Raw genomic sequence first — 15294 nt, forward strand, 5'->3', positions numbered from 1 at the left:
TAAGATGCCTTTGTCCAGCTATCTCGCGAATCTGATCATTCCTTACAACTTATGCCTGACCCTGGTCGTTATCGGACTGGTGTTGGGACTGTTCCGCCTGCGCAAGACCGGCGGCGCCCTTATTGCCGCCGGCTTGCTCTGGGCGCTGGCCTGGTCGCTACCCGTCACCTCGCTGTGGCTGGGCGGCGCGCTGGAATCCCGTTATCCGCACCTTGCCCCGTCGGAATCCCCCACGGCGGATGCCATCGTGGTGCTGGGCGGCAATACCGCCAATGGCCGCGCCAACTGGTTCCTGCCCTACGACAAGGACACGGCAGTGGTGCGCGTGGATACTGCCGCACAGCTCTATCTGGCCGGGCGCGCGCCCAAGGTCGTGCTGTCGGGCGGAGCGCTGGAAGGCGACGTCAGCGAAGCCCGCGGCATGGCACATGCCATCCGCCAGCAGGGCGTGCCGGAAACCGCGCTGATCCTCGAAAACGCCAGCCGAACCACCTATGAAAACGCGGCCCTGACCGAGGACCAGCTCAAGTCCCGCGGAATCGGCAAGGTCCTGCTGGTGACCTCGGCGCTGCATATGCCGCGCGCCATGGCGGCCTTCTCCAAGCAAGGCGTGGAGGCCATCGCCGCCCCGGCGCCCCCGCAAATCGTGGCACCCACGGATGGTTCGCTGCCCCTGTGGCTCCCTGACCAGCGCACCTTCGACGCCAGCCGCTCCATCATCAAGGAATACGCCGGCCTGTTCGTCTACTGGCTGCGTGGATGGGTCTGAACCAGCAGCCGGCGGCCGCACTGGCTTGCAGGCCCGGCTGCGGCGCCTGCTGTATCGCGCCGTCGATCACCCGACCGATTCCCGGCATGCCGCAGGGCAAGCCGGCGGGCGTGCCCTGCATCCAGCTCTTGCCGGACATGCGCTGCGCGATTTTCGGCCAGCCGTCGCGGCCGGATTTCTGTGGCGGGTTGCAACCGCAGGCCGAGATGTGCGGCACCGGCCGCGAGCATGCGATCCGTTGGCTGGGCGAGCTTGAGCAGGCGACGGCGCCGGGCCATTGAAACCGGCGGCGCAACCGAGCCTGCCCCCGATTCAGCCCCGCTCTTGCAGCACCTTGTCGTATAGCGCTTCGTAGCGCGCCGCCACCGTCTCCCAGCTCTGCTCGCGGGCGATCGCCAGGCCGCGTTCGGTCAAGGCCGCCCGCAGTTCGGGTTCGGAGCCCAGGCGCTCCAAGGCCTGCGCCAACTGAGCACCGTCACGCGGATCCTGCAGGATCAGCGCGTCCTTGCCAGCCGACAGATACTGCGCGAAACCGCAATACGCCGGAGAACTCACCACCACGGGCAGCCCGTGCGACATGGCTTCCAAGGGCGCCATGCCGTAGCTGTCGTTGAGCGTCGGATGCGCGTAAATGTCGGCCGCGCTGAAGTAGCGGGCGACATCAGGCGTGGGGTCGATCAGGGTGACGCGGCTGGCGATGGCGCCGGACGCGCGCACGCGTTCACGGGTGGCATCGTCCGCACCGACCACCAGCAACCGGTACTGCGGCGGCAATTGCGCCAGCGCGTCCAATAACGCGGGCAATCCCTTGCGCAAGGGATTGCGGGCGACCAGCAGACAGCCTATGGTGCCGGCGTCCCAGCCCAGGCTGGCGCGAGTCGCCTCGCGCCCTTCCCTTTGCGCGGCAGTCGGCAGCTTGACCCCGGGCGCGATGATGTCGACCGGCAACTGGGGGCCATAGCTGCGGTGCAGCTGGTCCATGATAAGACCGGATACGGCCACTACCCGCCGCGCAGGCGCCTGACGCACGCGCAGCTTCTCCAGGAGAAGATAGGTGGCCAGGCGCGGACTGAGCCAGGCGGTCAGGCGCTGCAAGGGCTTGACGCGAGTCAGCCGGTTGTAGCGCACGGGCGTCACATGCATGACCTGGATTTCGCCAGCCCAACCGTTCATGTGCGAATGCACGATGTCGTAACGGCCGCGGGTAAGGCGGTCGGCCCGCCAGGCGAAGTACAGCACCCGCATCCAGCTGGGCAGCCAGCCTGGAAAGCGCACGGGCAAAAATGGAAAAGGCAGATCGCTGTCGAAATCGCGCGCCACGACGGATACGTCATGGCGCTGGCCGAGCACCCGCATCAGTTCCACGCCGTAGGCTTCGGCGCCGCCAAACCGGTTGCCGAAGCGATCGACCAGCAGCGCGATGCGCAGCCGCCGCTCAACCGCGCCGGCGGGAGTCTTCATACCGGGTCAGGCACTTCTGCAGGAAACGGATGATATTGGTGGAACGCGACACCGTCACTCTCGGCAGCCCGAAAGGATCGTCGGTAGCGGCCGCCAGCCCGCGCTGGGTAAGCGTGGCATTGTCGTAGCCGGCCTCGCGTGCCATCGCCCGGTGCTCCGGGCCGTGATCGCCGTAGGGATAGCAAAAAGCGGTGACGGACGCGCCCAGGGCCTGCTCAAGCTCGTCCTTGGACTGGACGATCTGGCGGCGGGCCTCGTCGGGCGACATCTGGGGCAAATGCACGTGATCCAGCGTGTGCGAACCGACTTCGTTGCCGGCCTGCGCCCATTCCCGCATTTCGTTTACGGTCATCAGCGCCGAAAAAGGAATTCCCTTTTCCAGGTCCCATACGTTGCCGCCATCGAACTGGTGCGCAACAAAATAGTTGGTGGCGGTGAAGCCCAGTTCGCTCAGTACCGGCATGGCATTGTGGTGCACATTGCGGTAACCGTCGTCGAACGTAATGCCGAAAACCTTGCCTTGGCGTTCCCCGCGCACGTACGGCATGACGTCGCGCATGGACAGACCGCGATAGCCCAGCCTGCGCATCCAGCGCATCTGCCGGGCAAAGCTGTCGGGGTGCACCGTCAGCCCGCGAAACGGCGTGCCCTTGGGGTTGGGCTCGCCGATCTGGTGGTACATGAGTATGGGGATAGACATAGGGACAGATTATAAAGCCCGGTCTTGCCCCAGCGTGCGTCGGTATACGTCCAGTGTGGCGGCGGCGAAACGTTCCAGATTGAAGTCCCGCAGGCTGGTCTCCCGGGCCTTGGCCCCCATGGCGCGCACGGCGTCGGGATGGTCCAGCATGAAACGCAGCTTGGCGGTAATGGCGGGCACGTCGCGCGCCGGCACGATCCAGCCGTCGACGCCGTCGGTCACGTTCTCGGGCAGGCCGCCTGCGTCGCTGACCAGGGCGGGCAGACCCAGCCCCATGATTTCGCGGCAGGCAAACGACAGCGCTTCGCGATAGGACAGCACGAAGCCTGCGTGGCAGGATGCCAGCGCCGCCCGCACGTCGTCGAGCAGGCCGGGAAACCGGACTTGGTCGGTCATGCCCAGTTCGCGCACCCGCGCAAGCTTGGCCTCGTTGGGCGGATCGCCGGCCACCATCAGCAGCACGCGCGCGCGATCCTCGGGCGGCAAGGCGGCAGCCGCCGCCACCAGGTCCAGCCAGCCCTTGTCGTAGTCGGTGCCGCCAGCGCTGCCCAGCAACAGCTTGCCCTGCCAATCGGGCCCGAAGAAGATGGCGCGCAGCTTGTCCAGGCTTTCCGGCGGCGGCGGCGCGAAGAAATTGGTGTCGATGCCGTGGCGGATGGTGGTGATGGGACGCTTGCCGTAAGGCGACTGCTGCATCAGGCGGTGGACGTAATCGCTGACCGCGATGGCATGGTCGGTGGCCAGCGCCACCCGCAACTTGTGGCCGAAGCTGGTCAGCGGATGATCGTTGTGCTTGGTGAAAACGATGCGCGGCCGCTTGCGCATGCCCAGCGTGGCCAGCATGACCTGCTTATGGTCCGCAGACCCATTGGCGTGGATGATGTCGAAGCCGCCGGACTTGATCAGGCGGCGCAGCTGCGCGCGGTCCTTGAACCAGGACGACGGCCGTGTCGTGTACTGCATGTCCTCCACCCTCACGCCCGGAATCGCTTTGGCATAGCGGTGCAGGCGGCTGGTGGCCGGCGCCGCGACGGTGATCTGGTGGTCCTTGGACAAAGCCTTGGCCAGGTTGATGATGTAGGTGACGTGCCCCCCGCCATTGCCGGCGTGGAAGTTGGTGTAGAGGATCTTCACTTCTTCTTCTCGGCCAGGAACATCAGCTTCGAATAACGGAAGAAACTGCCGGCCGCGGCAGTAACGGCCAACACCAGGCCGTGCTTGCCATCCAGGAATCCGCGCCGGATCAGATAGATGCGCACGAAGGTCCAGAAGCCGTGGCCCAGCGCGCCAAAAACGGACGTGCGCCGGCCCTTGGCGTACATCATGGCGGCGGCATCGGACGAATAGCGGTTGACCTTGGTGATCAGCGCATCCAGATTGTCGTAGGGATAGTGGTGGAAATAGCCACGCATCTGCAAGGGCTTGCCGTTGGCCGGCACCACCCGTTCGTGCACGGCGGCGTCCGAGAAGCGCGCCGTGCCGCGCTTGAACAGGCGCAGCACGTAATCCGGCCACCAGCCGCTGTGACGGATATCGCGGCCGCAGAAATTGGACAGGCGCGCGATTTCGTACGTGTCCGACTGCGGCGCGCGCAGCACTTCCTGGATTTCCCGGGCCAGTTCCGGGGTGACGCGTTCGTCAGCGTCGATGGACAGGACCCAATCGCCCGTGGCGAGATCCAGCGCGCGGTTCTTCTGGGGACCGAAACCGGGCCAGTCCGCAGTGACTTCCACCCGCGCACCCAAGGCGCGGGCAACTTCAACCGTGCCGTCGGTGCTGCCCGAGTCCACGACGATGAATTCGTCGGCGAACGCCACGGACTTGAGGCAGGCGGCGATGTTGGCCGCCTCGTTCTTGGTAATGATGATGACAGATAGCTTCATCCGCGATTCCTGAGACGCTTTTTCCAGGCCTTCCAGGCATGAAAGCGCGGCCCCCAGAAGGGATCGCGCGACAGCCAGATGCGCCGGTTCAGCCAGGAGCCCGCCTGGTTGCGCACCGCGAAACGATAAATATGTTCGGGATCGGCGCCGGGGGTGTTCTGGCCAAAAGGGTCGGTAGTGTACAAGTGCCGGAACCCGGCCTCGCGCGCCGCGGCGACGTAGTCCGCATCGAAGTACCCTTGCGGCCAGCAGAGGTGGTCGCTGGCGGCTCCGAGGCGGCGGGTCAGGGTGTCGCGCGACTCCTGCAATTCCTGGGCGATATGGGCGCGCTTGGCGTCGACATCGGCGCCGCAAACCTTGTCCCAGCGGGTATGCGTATGCGTGTGGGAATGGAATTCGAAGGTGCCCGCCGCCTGCATGGCTTCGATCTCGCTCCAGCGCAGCATGGCCTCGTCGGCCCGGCCCTCCGCCACCAGCCGCTTGCAAGCGTCGTGGTCGGGGGTGGCCGGCAAGGCGCCGCCCTGGCCCGCATGCGGTCGCACCGGCCCGTCGCCAATCCAGCCGGTGATGGTGAACAACACCGCGCGCATGCCATGGCGCGCCAGCACCGGATGCGCATGCACCCAATTGTTCAGGTAGCCGTCGTCGAACGTGATCAGCACCGAACGCTCGGGCACCGCGCCACCGGCCAGATAGGCCGCGAACTCCCCAGCGGACAAAGACTGGTAACCGGCGCGGGCGAGGCGCGAAATCTGCGCCTCGAACACGTCGGGCGTGGCCGCGATCATGCCGCCCGCCGGCGTGACGTGGTGATACATCAGCACCGGGACGTTGGGCGCATTCATCCCGCGCGCTCCGCCAGCCACTTGGCATAGACGGCTTCGGTGGTTTCCGCCAGGCGGGCGGGCGAGAACACGCCTTCATCCCAGACCATTTTGCGGCCCGCTTCGCCCATGCGCTGCCGCAAGCCGGCGTCGTCGATCAAGCGCACCAGGGCGGCGCTCAGCGCCTCGGGATCCTTGGGCGGGACCAGGATGCCGGTTTCGCCGTCGCGGAACATTTCGGACACGCCGCCCACGTCCGTGCCGATGACCGGCAGGCCGCTGGCCTGCGCCTCCACGTAGACGGTACCGGACGCTTCCTGCTGCGTCGCCAGGGCGAAGAGGTCGAAGCCCGCCAACAGGTTGGGCACGTCGCGCCGCATACCCATCAGATGGATGCGGTCCTGCAACCCCAGTTCGGCCACATAGGCCTGCGTCTGTTCGAACACCGGCGAACCGCCGCCGACAAATACCAGATGCAGTTTGGGGCGACTGGCCATCAGGGGCGCAACCGCGTCGATCAGGTCCTTGTGCCCTTTGGTCGCGCGCATGACGGCCACGCAGCCCACGACGATGTCGTCATCGGCCAGGCCCAGTTCCTCGCGCAGCGTGGAGCGTTCCACGGGCGGTGGCAGCACGATGGGCGAGTAGACGGTCGCGACCTTGCTGGCGGGAACGCCGCGGTCGATGAGGTGTTGGCGCACATGGTCACTGACCGTCGTGACCCTGTGCGGCAGACAGGTGTAGGACCACAGCGATCCCACTTTGTTGGACAAGTGGCGCGTCCGCACGATAAGCGGCGTTCCTGCCAGCCGGCCGGCGGCAGCCGCGATGACCGTGTCGCGCCGGCTGTGGGTATTGAGCACGTCGAAGCGGCCTTCGCGCAGGATGCCGCGGATGGTCGCAATGCCTTTCAGGTAATTCACCGCGCCATCCATTTCCAGGGTGTGCACGGGAAAGCCAGCATCCGACAGACGTTCGGCCAACTGCGCCTTGGGCTGGCAGATCGCCTCCATGTGATGGCCGCGCGCGCGCATGGCGGTCATCTCCTTGAAGATCCGGCCTTCCTGGCCGCCGAAACTGGTAGCGGCTTCCGAGTGAACGATACGCAGGTTAGGCATCAATAAGTGACCTCCACGCCATCCGGCTTGGTCCATTCATTCAGGTTGGCGAGCAGCGTGTCGGCCATGCGAACGCGCCACTCCTCGCCCAGACGGACCGTGCACAGGAAATTATTCTTGGTATAGACGATATCGACCGGCACGCCGGGAATGCCGTTCTCGGGCTCGGCCCGGAAGGGATTCAGCATCTGCCGCAGGCGCGCCGCGTCGGCGCTGCCATTGAGCTTGACGCGCAGGGACTTGGCGCGGGCTTCGCGCGCCAGCTGCAGGTCGTAGAGCTGCTCGGCCACGATGCGCATGCCGCCCGAGTAGTCGTCGTTGCTGACCTTGCCCTGGACGATGACGAGTTGGTCCTCGCGCAGGCGGTTGCGGTGCTTTTCGTAGAGCTCGTTGAAGACCGAGATTTCCACCTGCGCAGTGCCGTCGTCCAGCACGGCGAAGACCATCTTGCCGCGGCGGGTCATCATGACGCGCACGCTGGCCAGCACGCCGCACATCCATTGCAGGTCGCGTTGCGGTTCCACGCGCACCAACTGCATCGGCACGATGCGGCGCACTTCGTCGCGCCACGCGTCAAACAGGTGGCCGCTGTAGTAATAGCCCAGCGCGGACTTTTCTTCGGTCAGCTTCTTGTGCAGATCCCAGGGCGCGACCTTGGCCAGTTCGCCGGCCACCACGTCGCCGCTGTCGTCGCCGAAGAGCGAAGCCTGGTTGGCGCTGCGGGCCGCCTGTTCGGCGGCTTCCATGGCGGTGGGCACCGAAGCCAGCATCGCCGCGCGGTTTGGTTCGATGGTGTCGAAGGCGCCGGCCTTGATCAGGGCTTCGATGGTGCGGCGGTTGACCGCGTGCTTGTTGACGCGGCGGCAGAAGTCGAACAGATTCTGGAAGGGGCCGCCTTCCTTGCGCGCGCGCAGGATTTCCTCGACCGCGCCCTGCCCCGTGCCCTTGACCGCGCCCAGGCCATACCGCATGGTGCGCGGCGGCTTGCCATTCTTGGTGTGCTTGTCGGCGACCGGCTCGAAGCGGTAGCCCGAGAAGTTCACGTCCGGCGGCAGCACCTCGACGCCGTTGTCCTGGGCATCGCGGCAGAAGATCTGGACCTTGTCGGTGTCGTCCATGTCCGAGGACATGGTCGCGGCCAGGAATTCCGTGGGATGGTAGGCCTTGAGCCAGGCGGTCTGGTAGGAGATCAGCGCATACGCGGCCGAGTGCGACTTGTTGAAGCCGTAGCCCGCGAACTTCTCCATCAGGTCGAACAGTTTGACGGCCAGGTCCGGATCGTGGCCCTTTTCCTTGGCGCCTTTCTCGAACAACTCGCGGTGCTTGGCCATTTCTTCGGGCTTTTTCTTGCCCATGGCGCGCCGCAGCAGGTCGGCGCCGCCCAGTGAATAGCCGCCGATGATCTGCGAGATCAGCATCACCTGTTCCTGGTAGACGATGACCCCGTAAGTGCTCTTGAGGGTGTTCTCCAGGTCGTCGTGGAAGTAGTCCACCGCGGCACGGCCGTGCTTGCGGTTGACGAAGTCGTCCACCATGCCCGATTCCAGCGGCCCCGGTCGATACAGGGCCAACATGGCGATGATGTCTTCGAAGGTGTTGGGCCGCAGCTTCTTCAGCAGCTCCTTCATGCCGCGCGATTCCAGCTGGAACACCGCCGTCGTGTTGGCGTCGCACAGGATCTTGTAGGCAGCCGGATCGTCCAGCGCCAGGGCCATGACGTCGAAGTCGCGTTTGTCCTCGTTGAACTGGCGCACGTAGCGCACGGCCCAATCCAGGATAGTCAGGTTGCGCAGGCCGAGGAAGTCGAACTTCACGAGGCCGGCGGCTTCGACGTCGTCCTTGTCGAACTGCGAGACTGCGCTGTTCTCCTGGCCAGGCTGGCAATACAGCGGGCAGAAGTCGGTCAGCTTGCCCGGGGCGATCAGCACGCCGCCAGCGTGCATGCCGATGTTGCGGGTCAGGCCTTCCAGCGGCTTCGCCAGGTCCACCAGCGCGCGCACTTCCTCTTCCTGCTCGTAGCGGTCCTTGAAGGCGGGCTCCTCCTTCAGGGTCCGTTCAAGGGACCAGGGATCCATCGGATTGAACGGGATCAGCTTGGACAGGCCGTCGCAGAACATATAGGGCATGTCCAGCACGCGGCCAGCGTCTCGGACCACGGCCTTGGCGCCCAGCGTGCCGAAAGTGGCGATCTGGCTCACGGCGGCTCGGCCGTATTTTTCCTTGACGTAGTCAATGACCCGTTCGCGGTTGTCCTGGCAGAAATCGATATCGAAGTCGGGCATGGAGACCCGCTCGGGATTCAGGAAGCGCTCGAACAGCAAGTCGTAGCGGATCGGATCCAGGTCGGTAATGCCCAGGGCATAGGCCACCAGCGAGCCGGCGCCGGAACCCCGTCCCGGTCCCACCGGCACGCCGTTGTTCTTGCCCCAGTTGATGAAGTCCTGCACGATCAGGAAGTAGCCCGGGAAGCCCATCTGGATGATGGTCTTGCATTCCCAGCGCAGGCGTTCGTAGTACTGTTCGCGCTTGGACTCGCGTTCGGCCTCGTCGGGGAACAGGAACGCCATGCGCTTTTCCAGCCCCTCTTCCGATAGCTGGACCAGATAGTCGTCCAGGCTCACGCCGTCCGGCGTGGGGAAGTTGGGCAGGCGCGGCTTGCCCAGCACCAGGCTGAGGTTGCAGCGTTTGGCGATTTCCACAGTGTTGGCCAGCGCCGAGGGCACATCGGCGAAGCGCCGCGCCATTTCCTCGGAACTGAGCAGGTACTGCTCCTTGCTGAACCGGCGCACGCGGCGCGGGTTGGCCAGGATTTCGCCTTCGGCGATGCAGACGCGGGCCTCATGCGCCTGGAATTCGAATTCGTCCAGAAACTGCACCGGATGCGTCGCCACCACCGGCAGGCCGGCCTCGCTGGCCAGGCGCATGGCGGCCTGGGTATAGGCTTCGTCGCCGTCCATGCCCGCGCGCTGCAATTCGATGTAGTAGCTGCCCGGGAACAGGTGCGCCCATTGGCGAGCCAGCGCCAGCGCCGACACGGCGTTGCCCGCGTCCAGCGCCTGCCCCACGTCGCCGCCGCGTCCGCCCGACAGTGCGATCAGCCCCTCCTGCCCCTGCAACCATTCGCGGCGGATTTCCGCGCGGCCCCTGCCCTGGTTCGTCAGGAAGGCCTTGGTCAGCAATTCACAGAGATTGAGATAGCCCTGGTGGTTGCGCACCAGCAGCAGCAGGCGGAAAGGCTTGGCAGGGTCGTCATCGTTGGACAGCCAGACATCGCAGCCAGCGATGGGCTTGATGCCGGCGCCGCGTGCGCCCTTGTAGAACTTGATCAGGCCGAACAGGTTCGACAGATCCGTCAGCGCGACGGCAGGCTGGCCCAGCTTGGCCACGCGCTTGATAAGGTCGGGGATGCGCACGATGCCGTCCACGACCGAAAATTCGGAGTGTACGCGCAGGTGAACAAATGGGGACGGGGTTGTTACGGCTTCTTCGGACATAAGGGGAATTGTACCTAGTCAACGCGGTCCAAGCCGAGGCCCCTGCGGTTGCGCAAAGGACTATGCGGGCGCCTGTGTAACAATACACGTTGCACGTCATCGCCCACTGCTGACATGAGATTTACGCACGAGATTCACCTATGAAATGGCTAATTCCCGGGATCTGGCTGAGCGCCATCCTGTTCGCGCACTTCCGAGGCCGCGTCAAGCTTCCGCTGGGCCGGCAATTGCTGGACCATTCCGTGCTGCTCGCCCCCATCAATGCCTTCATGGTGCTGACCTCGCGGGTACCGACCACGCCCTACCTCACCACGAGCGAAATTGCCGAACTCAAGGTGCTGGACGACAACTGGGAAACGATCCGCGAAGAAGCCGAACAGATGGCCGAGCTGCGCCGTATCAAGGCCGCCGATACCCATAACGACATCGGTTTCAACTCGTTCTTCAAGTACGGCTGGAAGCGTTTCTACCTGAAGTGGTACGACGCCCGCCACCCGTCCGCCGAGGAACTTTGCCCCAAGACCGTCGCCATCCTGAAGACCTTGCCCAAGGTCAAGGCCGCGATGTTCGCCGAACTGCCTCCGGGCGGCCAGTTGAACCCGCACCGTGACCCGTTCGCGGGATCCCTGCGCTACCACCTGGGCCTGGTCACCCCGAACGATGACGGTTGCCACATCATCGTGGACGGCGAGCACTACAGTTGGCGCGACGGCGAAAGCGTGGTGTTTGACGAAACCTACGTGCACGAGGCCTACAACCACACCGACCAGAACCGGATCATCCTGTTCTGCGACGTGGAGCGCCCGCTCAAATGGCGCTGGGCCGAAGCCTTCAACCGGTGGTTTGGCCGCGTCGTCATGTCGGCTGCCAGCTCGCCCAACGATGGCGGCGACCAGACCGGCGCCATCAACAAGCTGACCCACGCCCACTGGGTCATCGACCAGAAGCGCAAGGCCTTCAAGGCCTGGAACCGCACGGTCTACAAGGCTACCAAGTATGGCCTGATCGTCCTGGTCATCGCAGGGTTCCTGGCTCTGTAAAACAACTCTGTGAAACACTAAAGGCCGCAAGCAATGCGGCCTTTAGTGCATTGGGCCCTAGCGCTGCAAGGATTCCCAGCTCTTCATCAGGCGCTTGACCGAAACCGGCATGGGCGTGCGCAACTCCTGCGCGAACAGCGCCACCCGCAGCTCCTCGAGCAACCAGCGGAATTCATCCAAACGCGGATCCGGCGCCCCCTTCAATGCCGAGCGCGCGCGCTGGTACTGGGTCAGCAACGGCGCCATTTCGGCCACCAGCTTCGCATCCCGCGCGGGATCCGCGCGTAGCTTGTCGATGCGCGCCTGTACCGCCTTCAGATAGCGCGGGAAATGCGAAAGCTGCGCATAGGGCGTGTCGCGGATGAACCACTTAGGCATCAAGGCGCCCAGTTGCGCTTGCAAGTCCGCGTAGGCCGCCGCATGCGGCTTGGCCTGGGGCAGCTTGCGTTGTACCGCCGCGTACTCCGTCAGCACCGCGCCCGCCAGGCGCGCCACTTCCTGCGCCAGCAAGCCCAGCCGGCCCTTGCCTTCGGCCCGCCGGGCCTCGAACTGCTGCTCGTTGACTGGCCAGGGGTCGGCCAGGCAGGCCTGTCCCAGCGCGCAATCGATGATCTGGTCGCGTAGTTCTTCCTGCGTGCCCAGCGTCATGTAGAGCATGCTGATCTTGGTCAGGTCGGCCAGGTTCTTTTCCAGGAACTTGACCTGCTCGCGCAAGCCCAGGCGGAACAGCCTGAGCAGGCCGGCGCGATGGTGCTTGCGCGCTTCGTCCGGATCATCGAACACGTCCAGGTCGCAATGCGCGCCCCGGTCCACCAGCGCGGGATAACCGATCACCGACTGTCCGCGCCGCTTGATTTCCATGATTTCCGGCAAAGGCCCGAAAGACCAGGAAGTCAGGTTCTCGTGCGCCAGCGCCTGGGCGACCTGGGTGTCGCTGGCCGCCAGTTGCTGGAACGTGGCCTGCGCCTGCTTGCCGAATTCGGCGCGCAGCTGCGCCAGGTTGCGCCCGGCCGCCAGCATGCGGCCATGCTCGTCCACCACGCGGAAATTCATGAATAGGTGGGCCGGCAGGGTCTCCAGCTTGAAATCGCCCGGCGCTGGCCGCACCTGCACCTGGTCCCACATATCGGCGATGATCGCGTCCACCAGCCCCTGCTGCGGATCGGCCAGGCGCTCGAACCAGCGGTCGTAGAAGCCCGCGGCGTAGTCCGGCAGCGGCACGCAATGGCGACGCAGCTTCTGCGGCAGCGACTTCAGGAGCAAGTGCACCTTTTCCTTGAGCATGCCGGGCACCAGCCATTCACAGCGCGCCGGGTCGATCTGGTTGAGCGCGAACAAGGGCACCGACAGAGTCACGCCGTCACGCGGCGAACCGGGCTCGAAATGGTAGTCCAGCGCCATCGACACGCCCTGCCATTCCACCTTCTTGGGGAAGACATCGGTCGTGACGCCCGCGGCTTCATGCCGCATCAGTTCGTCACGCGTCAGCATGAGCTTGGCGGCCGTGGCCTTGTCCAGCCCGGATACCCACTTCTCCAGCGTGGCCGTCTGCGAGATGTCGGCCGGCAGTTGGCGGTCGTAGAAGGCGTAGATCAGCTCGTCGTCGACCAGGATGTCGGGACGCCGGGTCTGGTGTTCCAGCTTTTCGATGCCGGCGATCAACTTGCGGTTGTGCGCCACGAAAGCCAGCCGCGTGTCGATCTCGCCGGGCACCAGGGCCTGGCGTATGAACAATTCACGCGCGTGCGTGGGATTGACCCGTCCGTAATGGATGCGTCTGCCGGTGTAGATGGTCAGGCCGTAGAGCGTGGCCCGCTCGTTGGCCACGACCTGGCCGGCCTTCTTTTCCCAACGGGGGTCGGACCAGTTCTTGCGAATCAGATGCGCGCCCACCTTTTCCAGCCATACAGGGTCGATCCGCGCCACGCAGCGCGCATAAAGCCGCGTGGTCTCGACCAGTTCGGCCGCGACGATCCAGCGCCCCGCCTTCTTCACCAGGCGCGAGCCCGGATGAATGTGGAAGCGAATTTCGCGCGCGCCCTGGTAGTGGCCGCCCTCGTCGCTCTTGAAGCCGATATTGCCCAGCAGGCCCGACAGCAGCGCCATGTGCAACTGTTCGTAGGTGGCCTCGGTCTGGTTGAGGCGCCAGCCCTGTTCGCCCACCAGCGCCGCCAGCTGAGTATGCACGTCGTGCCATTCGCGCAGCCGGATCGGCGACAGGAAATTCTGGCGCAGCAAGGCCACCAGCTTGCGCTGCGAGGCCTTGTGCTGCACCTGTTCGCCGTACCAACGCCACAATTTCAGGAAGGAAATGAATTCGGACTTGTCGTCGGCAAACTTGGCATGGGCCGCCTCGGCGGCCTCGCGCTCCTGCATGGGGCGATCGCGCGCGTCCTGCACCGACAGGGCCGACGCGATGATCAGCATTTCCGCCAGACACTGGTGTTCGCGCGCCGCCAGGATCATGCGGCCGATGCGCGGGTCCACCGGCAGCTTGGCCAATTCGTGGCCCGTGCGCGTCAAGACAAAGGACGAGCCCGTGCGGGAAGCATCGGCGTCGTCGTCCGAAGCCGACGCCAGCTCGATCGCGCCCAGCTCCTGCAGCAGGTGATAGCCGTCGGCCACCGCGCGGCCCGGAGGGGCTTCGACGAAGGGGAACTGCTCGATGTCGTCGAGCTTGAGCGACTTCATCCGCAGGATGACCGAAGCCAGGGACGAGCGCAGCACTTCCGGATCCGTGAACGGCGCCCGGTTGTTGAAATCCAGTTCGTCGTAGAGGCGGATGCAGACGCCCGGGCCGACCCGGCCGCAACGGCCGGCGCGCTGGTTGGCAGAGGCCCGGCTGATAGGCTCGATGCGCAGCTGCTCGACCTTGTTGCGCCAGGAATAGCGCTTGATACGAGCCAGGCCGCTATCGACCACGAAGCGGATGCCGGGCACGGTCAGCGATGTTTCCGCCACGTTGGTGGCCAGCACGATGCGCCGGGCGTTGGTACGTGGATGGAAAATCTGCTCCTGTTCGGCCTGCGACAGGCGCGCGTACAGCGGCAGCACCTCGGTGCCGGCGGGATGGCGTTTGCGCAGCGCCTCGGCGGATTCGCGGATCTCGCGCTCGCCAGGCAGGAACACCAGTACGTCGCCCGGTCCATGACGCGCGCATTCGTCCACGGCGTCCACGATGGCATCGATCAGGTCGCGCTCTTCGTCCCCCGACATGCGTTCGCGGTCGCGGCCGGACTTGGCCGGCGCGGCTTCGTCTTCGTCCAGTTCTTCGCGTACGGGGCGGTAGCGGACTTCGACCGGATACAGGCGGCCGGACACTTCGATGACAGGCGCCGGCCGGTCCTCGGAGACGCCGAAGTGCCGGGCAAAGCGCTCGGCGTCGATCGTGGCCGAGGTGATGATGATCTTCAGGTCCGGGCGGCGCGGCAGCAGCTGCTTCAGGTAGCCCAGCAGGAAATCGATGTTCAGGCTGCGCTCGTGCGCCTCGTCGATGATGATGGTGTCGTAGCGGCGCAAGAGCGGGTCGCGCTGCGACTCGGCCAGCAGGATGCCGTCGGTCATCAGCTTGATGGACGCGTTGGGGCCGGTGCGGTCGTTAAAGCGCACCTGGTAGCCCACCACCTCGCCCATGGGTGTGTTCAGCTCTTCGGCGATGCGCTTGGCCACCGAGGTCGCGGCCAGGCGGCGCGGCTGGGTGTGGCCGATCATCTTCTGGCGGCCGCGCCCAAGTTCCAGGCAGATCTTGGGCAGCTGGGTGGTCTTGCCCGAGCCGGTTTCCCCGCTGACGATCACCACCTGGTGGCCGGCGATCGCGCGCGCGATCTCCTGGCGCCGCGCACTGACGGGCAGGTCTTCGGGATAGGTCACCACGGGTATGGGCCGCTCGGGACGCGGCGCGCGGCGCGCATTCTGCGCATCCGCGGCTGCCGCCGGAGCCGCCGGGTCCGCGGCCTTGGGCGCACGCGGGCGGGAAGATTCAGGCATGTACGATTTGTCCGGTTA

General features: G+C 65.4%; 11 protein-coding genes. 3 read left to right on the plus strand and 8 right to left on the minus strand.

Annotated features, from left to right (window positions below; translation table 11 throughout):
- Window positions 1-4 precede the first annotated feature (4 nt).
- Together CEY08_RS00065 and CEY08_RS00070 are read left to right on the plus strand one after the other, a co-directional pair.
- Window positions 5-769 (plus strand): YdcF family protein, encoded by a 765-nt coding sequence (locus CEY08_RS00065; RefSeq protein WP_063641587.1) that lies wholly within the window; start codon window positions 5-7, stop codon window positions 767-769.
- A complete protein-coding gene (locus tag CEY08_RS00070; RefSeq protein WP_063641588.1) occupies window positions 760-1050 on the plus strand; it encodes a YkgJ family cysteine cluster protein in 291 nt (96 codons plus the stop codon). Before CEY08_RS00065 ends, CEY08_RS00070 begins: the two co-directional genes overlap by 10 nt.
- A 31-nt stretch (window positions 1051-1081) precedes the next feature.
- Here the strand turns inward: CEY08_RS00070 and CEY08_RS00075 are convergent, their stop codons facing one another.
- From CEY08_RS00075 to dnaE, 7 genes are read right to left on the minus strand one after another with little or no spacing between them, the layout of a single operon-like run.
- Window positions 1082-2230: a glycosyltransferase family 4 protein gene (locus tag CEY08_RS00075; protein ID WP_042792742.1), complete on the minus strand. Its 1149-nt coding sequence runs from the start codon at window positions 2228-2230 to the stop codon at window positions 1082-1084.
- Window positions 2205-2930 (minus strand): polysaccharide deacetylase family protein, encoded by a 726-nt coding sequence (locus CEY08_RS00080; protein ID WP_088607549.1) that lies wholly within the window; start codon window positions 2928-2930, stop codon window positions 2205-2207. Before CEY08_RS00080 ends, CEY08_RS00075 begins: the two co-directional genes overlap by 26 nt.
- A gap of 9 nt (window positions 2931-2939) precedes the next feature.
- Window positions 2940-4064, minus strand: a complete 1125-nt coding sequence (locus tag CEY08_RS00085; RefSeq protein WP_042792739.1) for a glycosyltransferase family 4 protein — start codon at window positions 4062-4064, stop codon at window positions 2940-2942.
- Window positions 4061-4813 (minus strand): glycosyltransferase family 2 protein, encoded by a 753-nt coding sequence (locus CEY08_RS00090; RefSeq protein WP_076812262.1) that lies wholly within the window; start codon window positions 4811-4813, stop codon window positions 4061-4063. Before CEY08_RS00090 ends, CEY08_RS00085 begins: the two co-directional genes overlap by 4 nt.
- On the minus strand, window positions 4810-5658 hold the full coding sequence (locus CEY08_RS00095) for a polysaccharide deacetylase family protein (RefSeq protein WP_076812258.1): 849 nt from the start codon (window positions 5656-5658) through the stop codon (window positions 4810-4812). The genes CEY08_RS00090 and CEY08_RS00095 overlap by 4 nt, the downstream gene beginning before the upstream one ends.
- Entirely contained in the window at window positions 5655-6755 is a 1101-nt protein-coding gene (locus tag CEY08_RS00100; RefSeq protein WP_042792735.1) for a glycosyltransferase family 4 protein, read from the minus strand. Before CEY08_RS00100 ends, CEY08_RS00095 begins: the two co-directional genes overlap by 4 nt.
- Entirely contained in the window at window positions 6755-10249 is a 3495-nt protein-coding gene (gene dnaE, locus CEY08_RS00105) for a DNA polymerase III subunit alpha (protein ID WP_063641591.1), read from the minus strand. Before dnaE ends, CEY08_RS00100 begins: the two co-directional genes overlap by 1 nt.
- A gap of 140 nt (window positions 10250-10389) precedes the next feature.
- Here dnaE and lpxO point away from each other — a divergent pair, with 140 nt between their 5' ends.
- Window positions 10390-11289: a lipid A hydroxylase LpxO gene (lpxO, locus tag CEY08_RS00110; protein WP_042792734.1), complete on the plus strand. Its 900-nt coding sequence runs from the start codon at window positions 10390-10392 to the stop codon at window positions 11287-11289.
- 57 nt (window positions 11290-11346) lie between these two features.
- Here the strand turns inward: lpxO and hrpA are convergent, their stop codons facing one another.
- Window positions 11347-15276 (minus strand): ATP-dependent RNA helicase HrpA, encoded by a 3930-nt coding sequence (gene hrpA, locus CEY08_RS00115; protein ID WP_063962021.1) that lies wholly within the window; start codon window positions 15274-15276, stop codon window positions 11347-11349.
- Window positions 15277-15294: the final 18 nt, after the last annotated feature.

The organism is Achromobacter insolitus, from assembly GCF_002209555.1.
Taxonomy (GTDB): domain Bacteria; phylum Pseudomonadota; class Gammaproteobacteria; order Burkholderiales; family Burkholderiaceae_B; genus Achromobacter; species Achromobacter insolitus.

What these genes read in the sequence shown, in the direction of transcription:
- CEY08_RS00065 (WP_063641587.1), top strand. Translation starts at nt 5, where the DNA reads ATGCCTTTGTCCAGCTATCTCGCGAATCTGATCATTCCTTACAACTTA.
- CEY08_RS00070 (WP_063641588.1), top strand. Translation starts at nt 760, where the DNA reads ATGGGTCTGAACCAGCAGCCGGCGGCCGCACTGGCTTGCAGGCCCGGC.
- CEY08_RS00075 (WP_042792742.1), bottom strand. Translation starts at nt 2,230, where the DNA reads ATGAAGACTCCCGCCGGCGCGGTTGAGCGGCGGCTGCGCATCGCGCTG.
- CEY08_RS00080 (WP_088607549.1), bottom strand. Translation starts at nt 2,930, where the DNA reads ATGTCTATCCCCATACTCATGTACCACCAGATCGGCGAGCCCAACCCC.
- CEY08_RS00090 (WP_076812262.1), bottom strand. Translation starts at nt 4,813, where the DNA reads ATGAAGCTATCTGTCATCATCATTACCAAGAACGAGGCGGCCAACATC.
- CEY08_RS00095 (WP_076812258.1), bottom strand. Translation starts at nt 5,658, where the DNA reads ATGAATGCGCCCAACGTCCCGGTGCTGATGTATCACCACGTCACGCCG.
- CEY08_RS00100 (WP_042792735.1), bottom strand. Translation starts at nt 6,755, where the DNA reads ATGCCTAACCTGCGTATCGTTCACTCGGAAGCCGCTACCAGTTTCGGC.
- dnaE (WP_063641591.1), bottom strand. Translation starts at nt 10,249, where the DNA reads ATGTCCGAAGAAGCCGTAACAACCCCGTCCCCATTTGTTCACCTGCGC.
- lpxO (WP_042792734.1), top strand. Translation starts at nt 10,390, where the DNA reads ATGAAATGGCTAATTCCCGGGATCTGGCTGAGCGCCATCCTGTTCGCG.
- hrpA (WP_063962021.1), bottom strand. Translation starts at nt 15,276, where the DNA reads ATGCCTGAATCTTCCCGCCCGCGTGCGCCCAAGGCCGCGGACCCGGCG.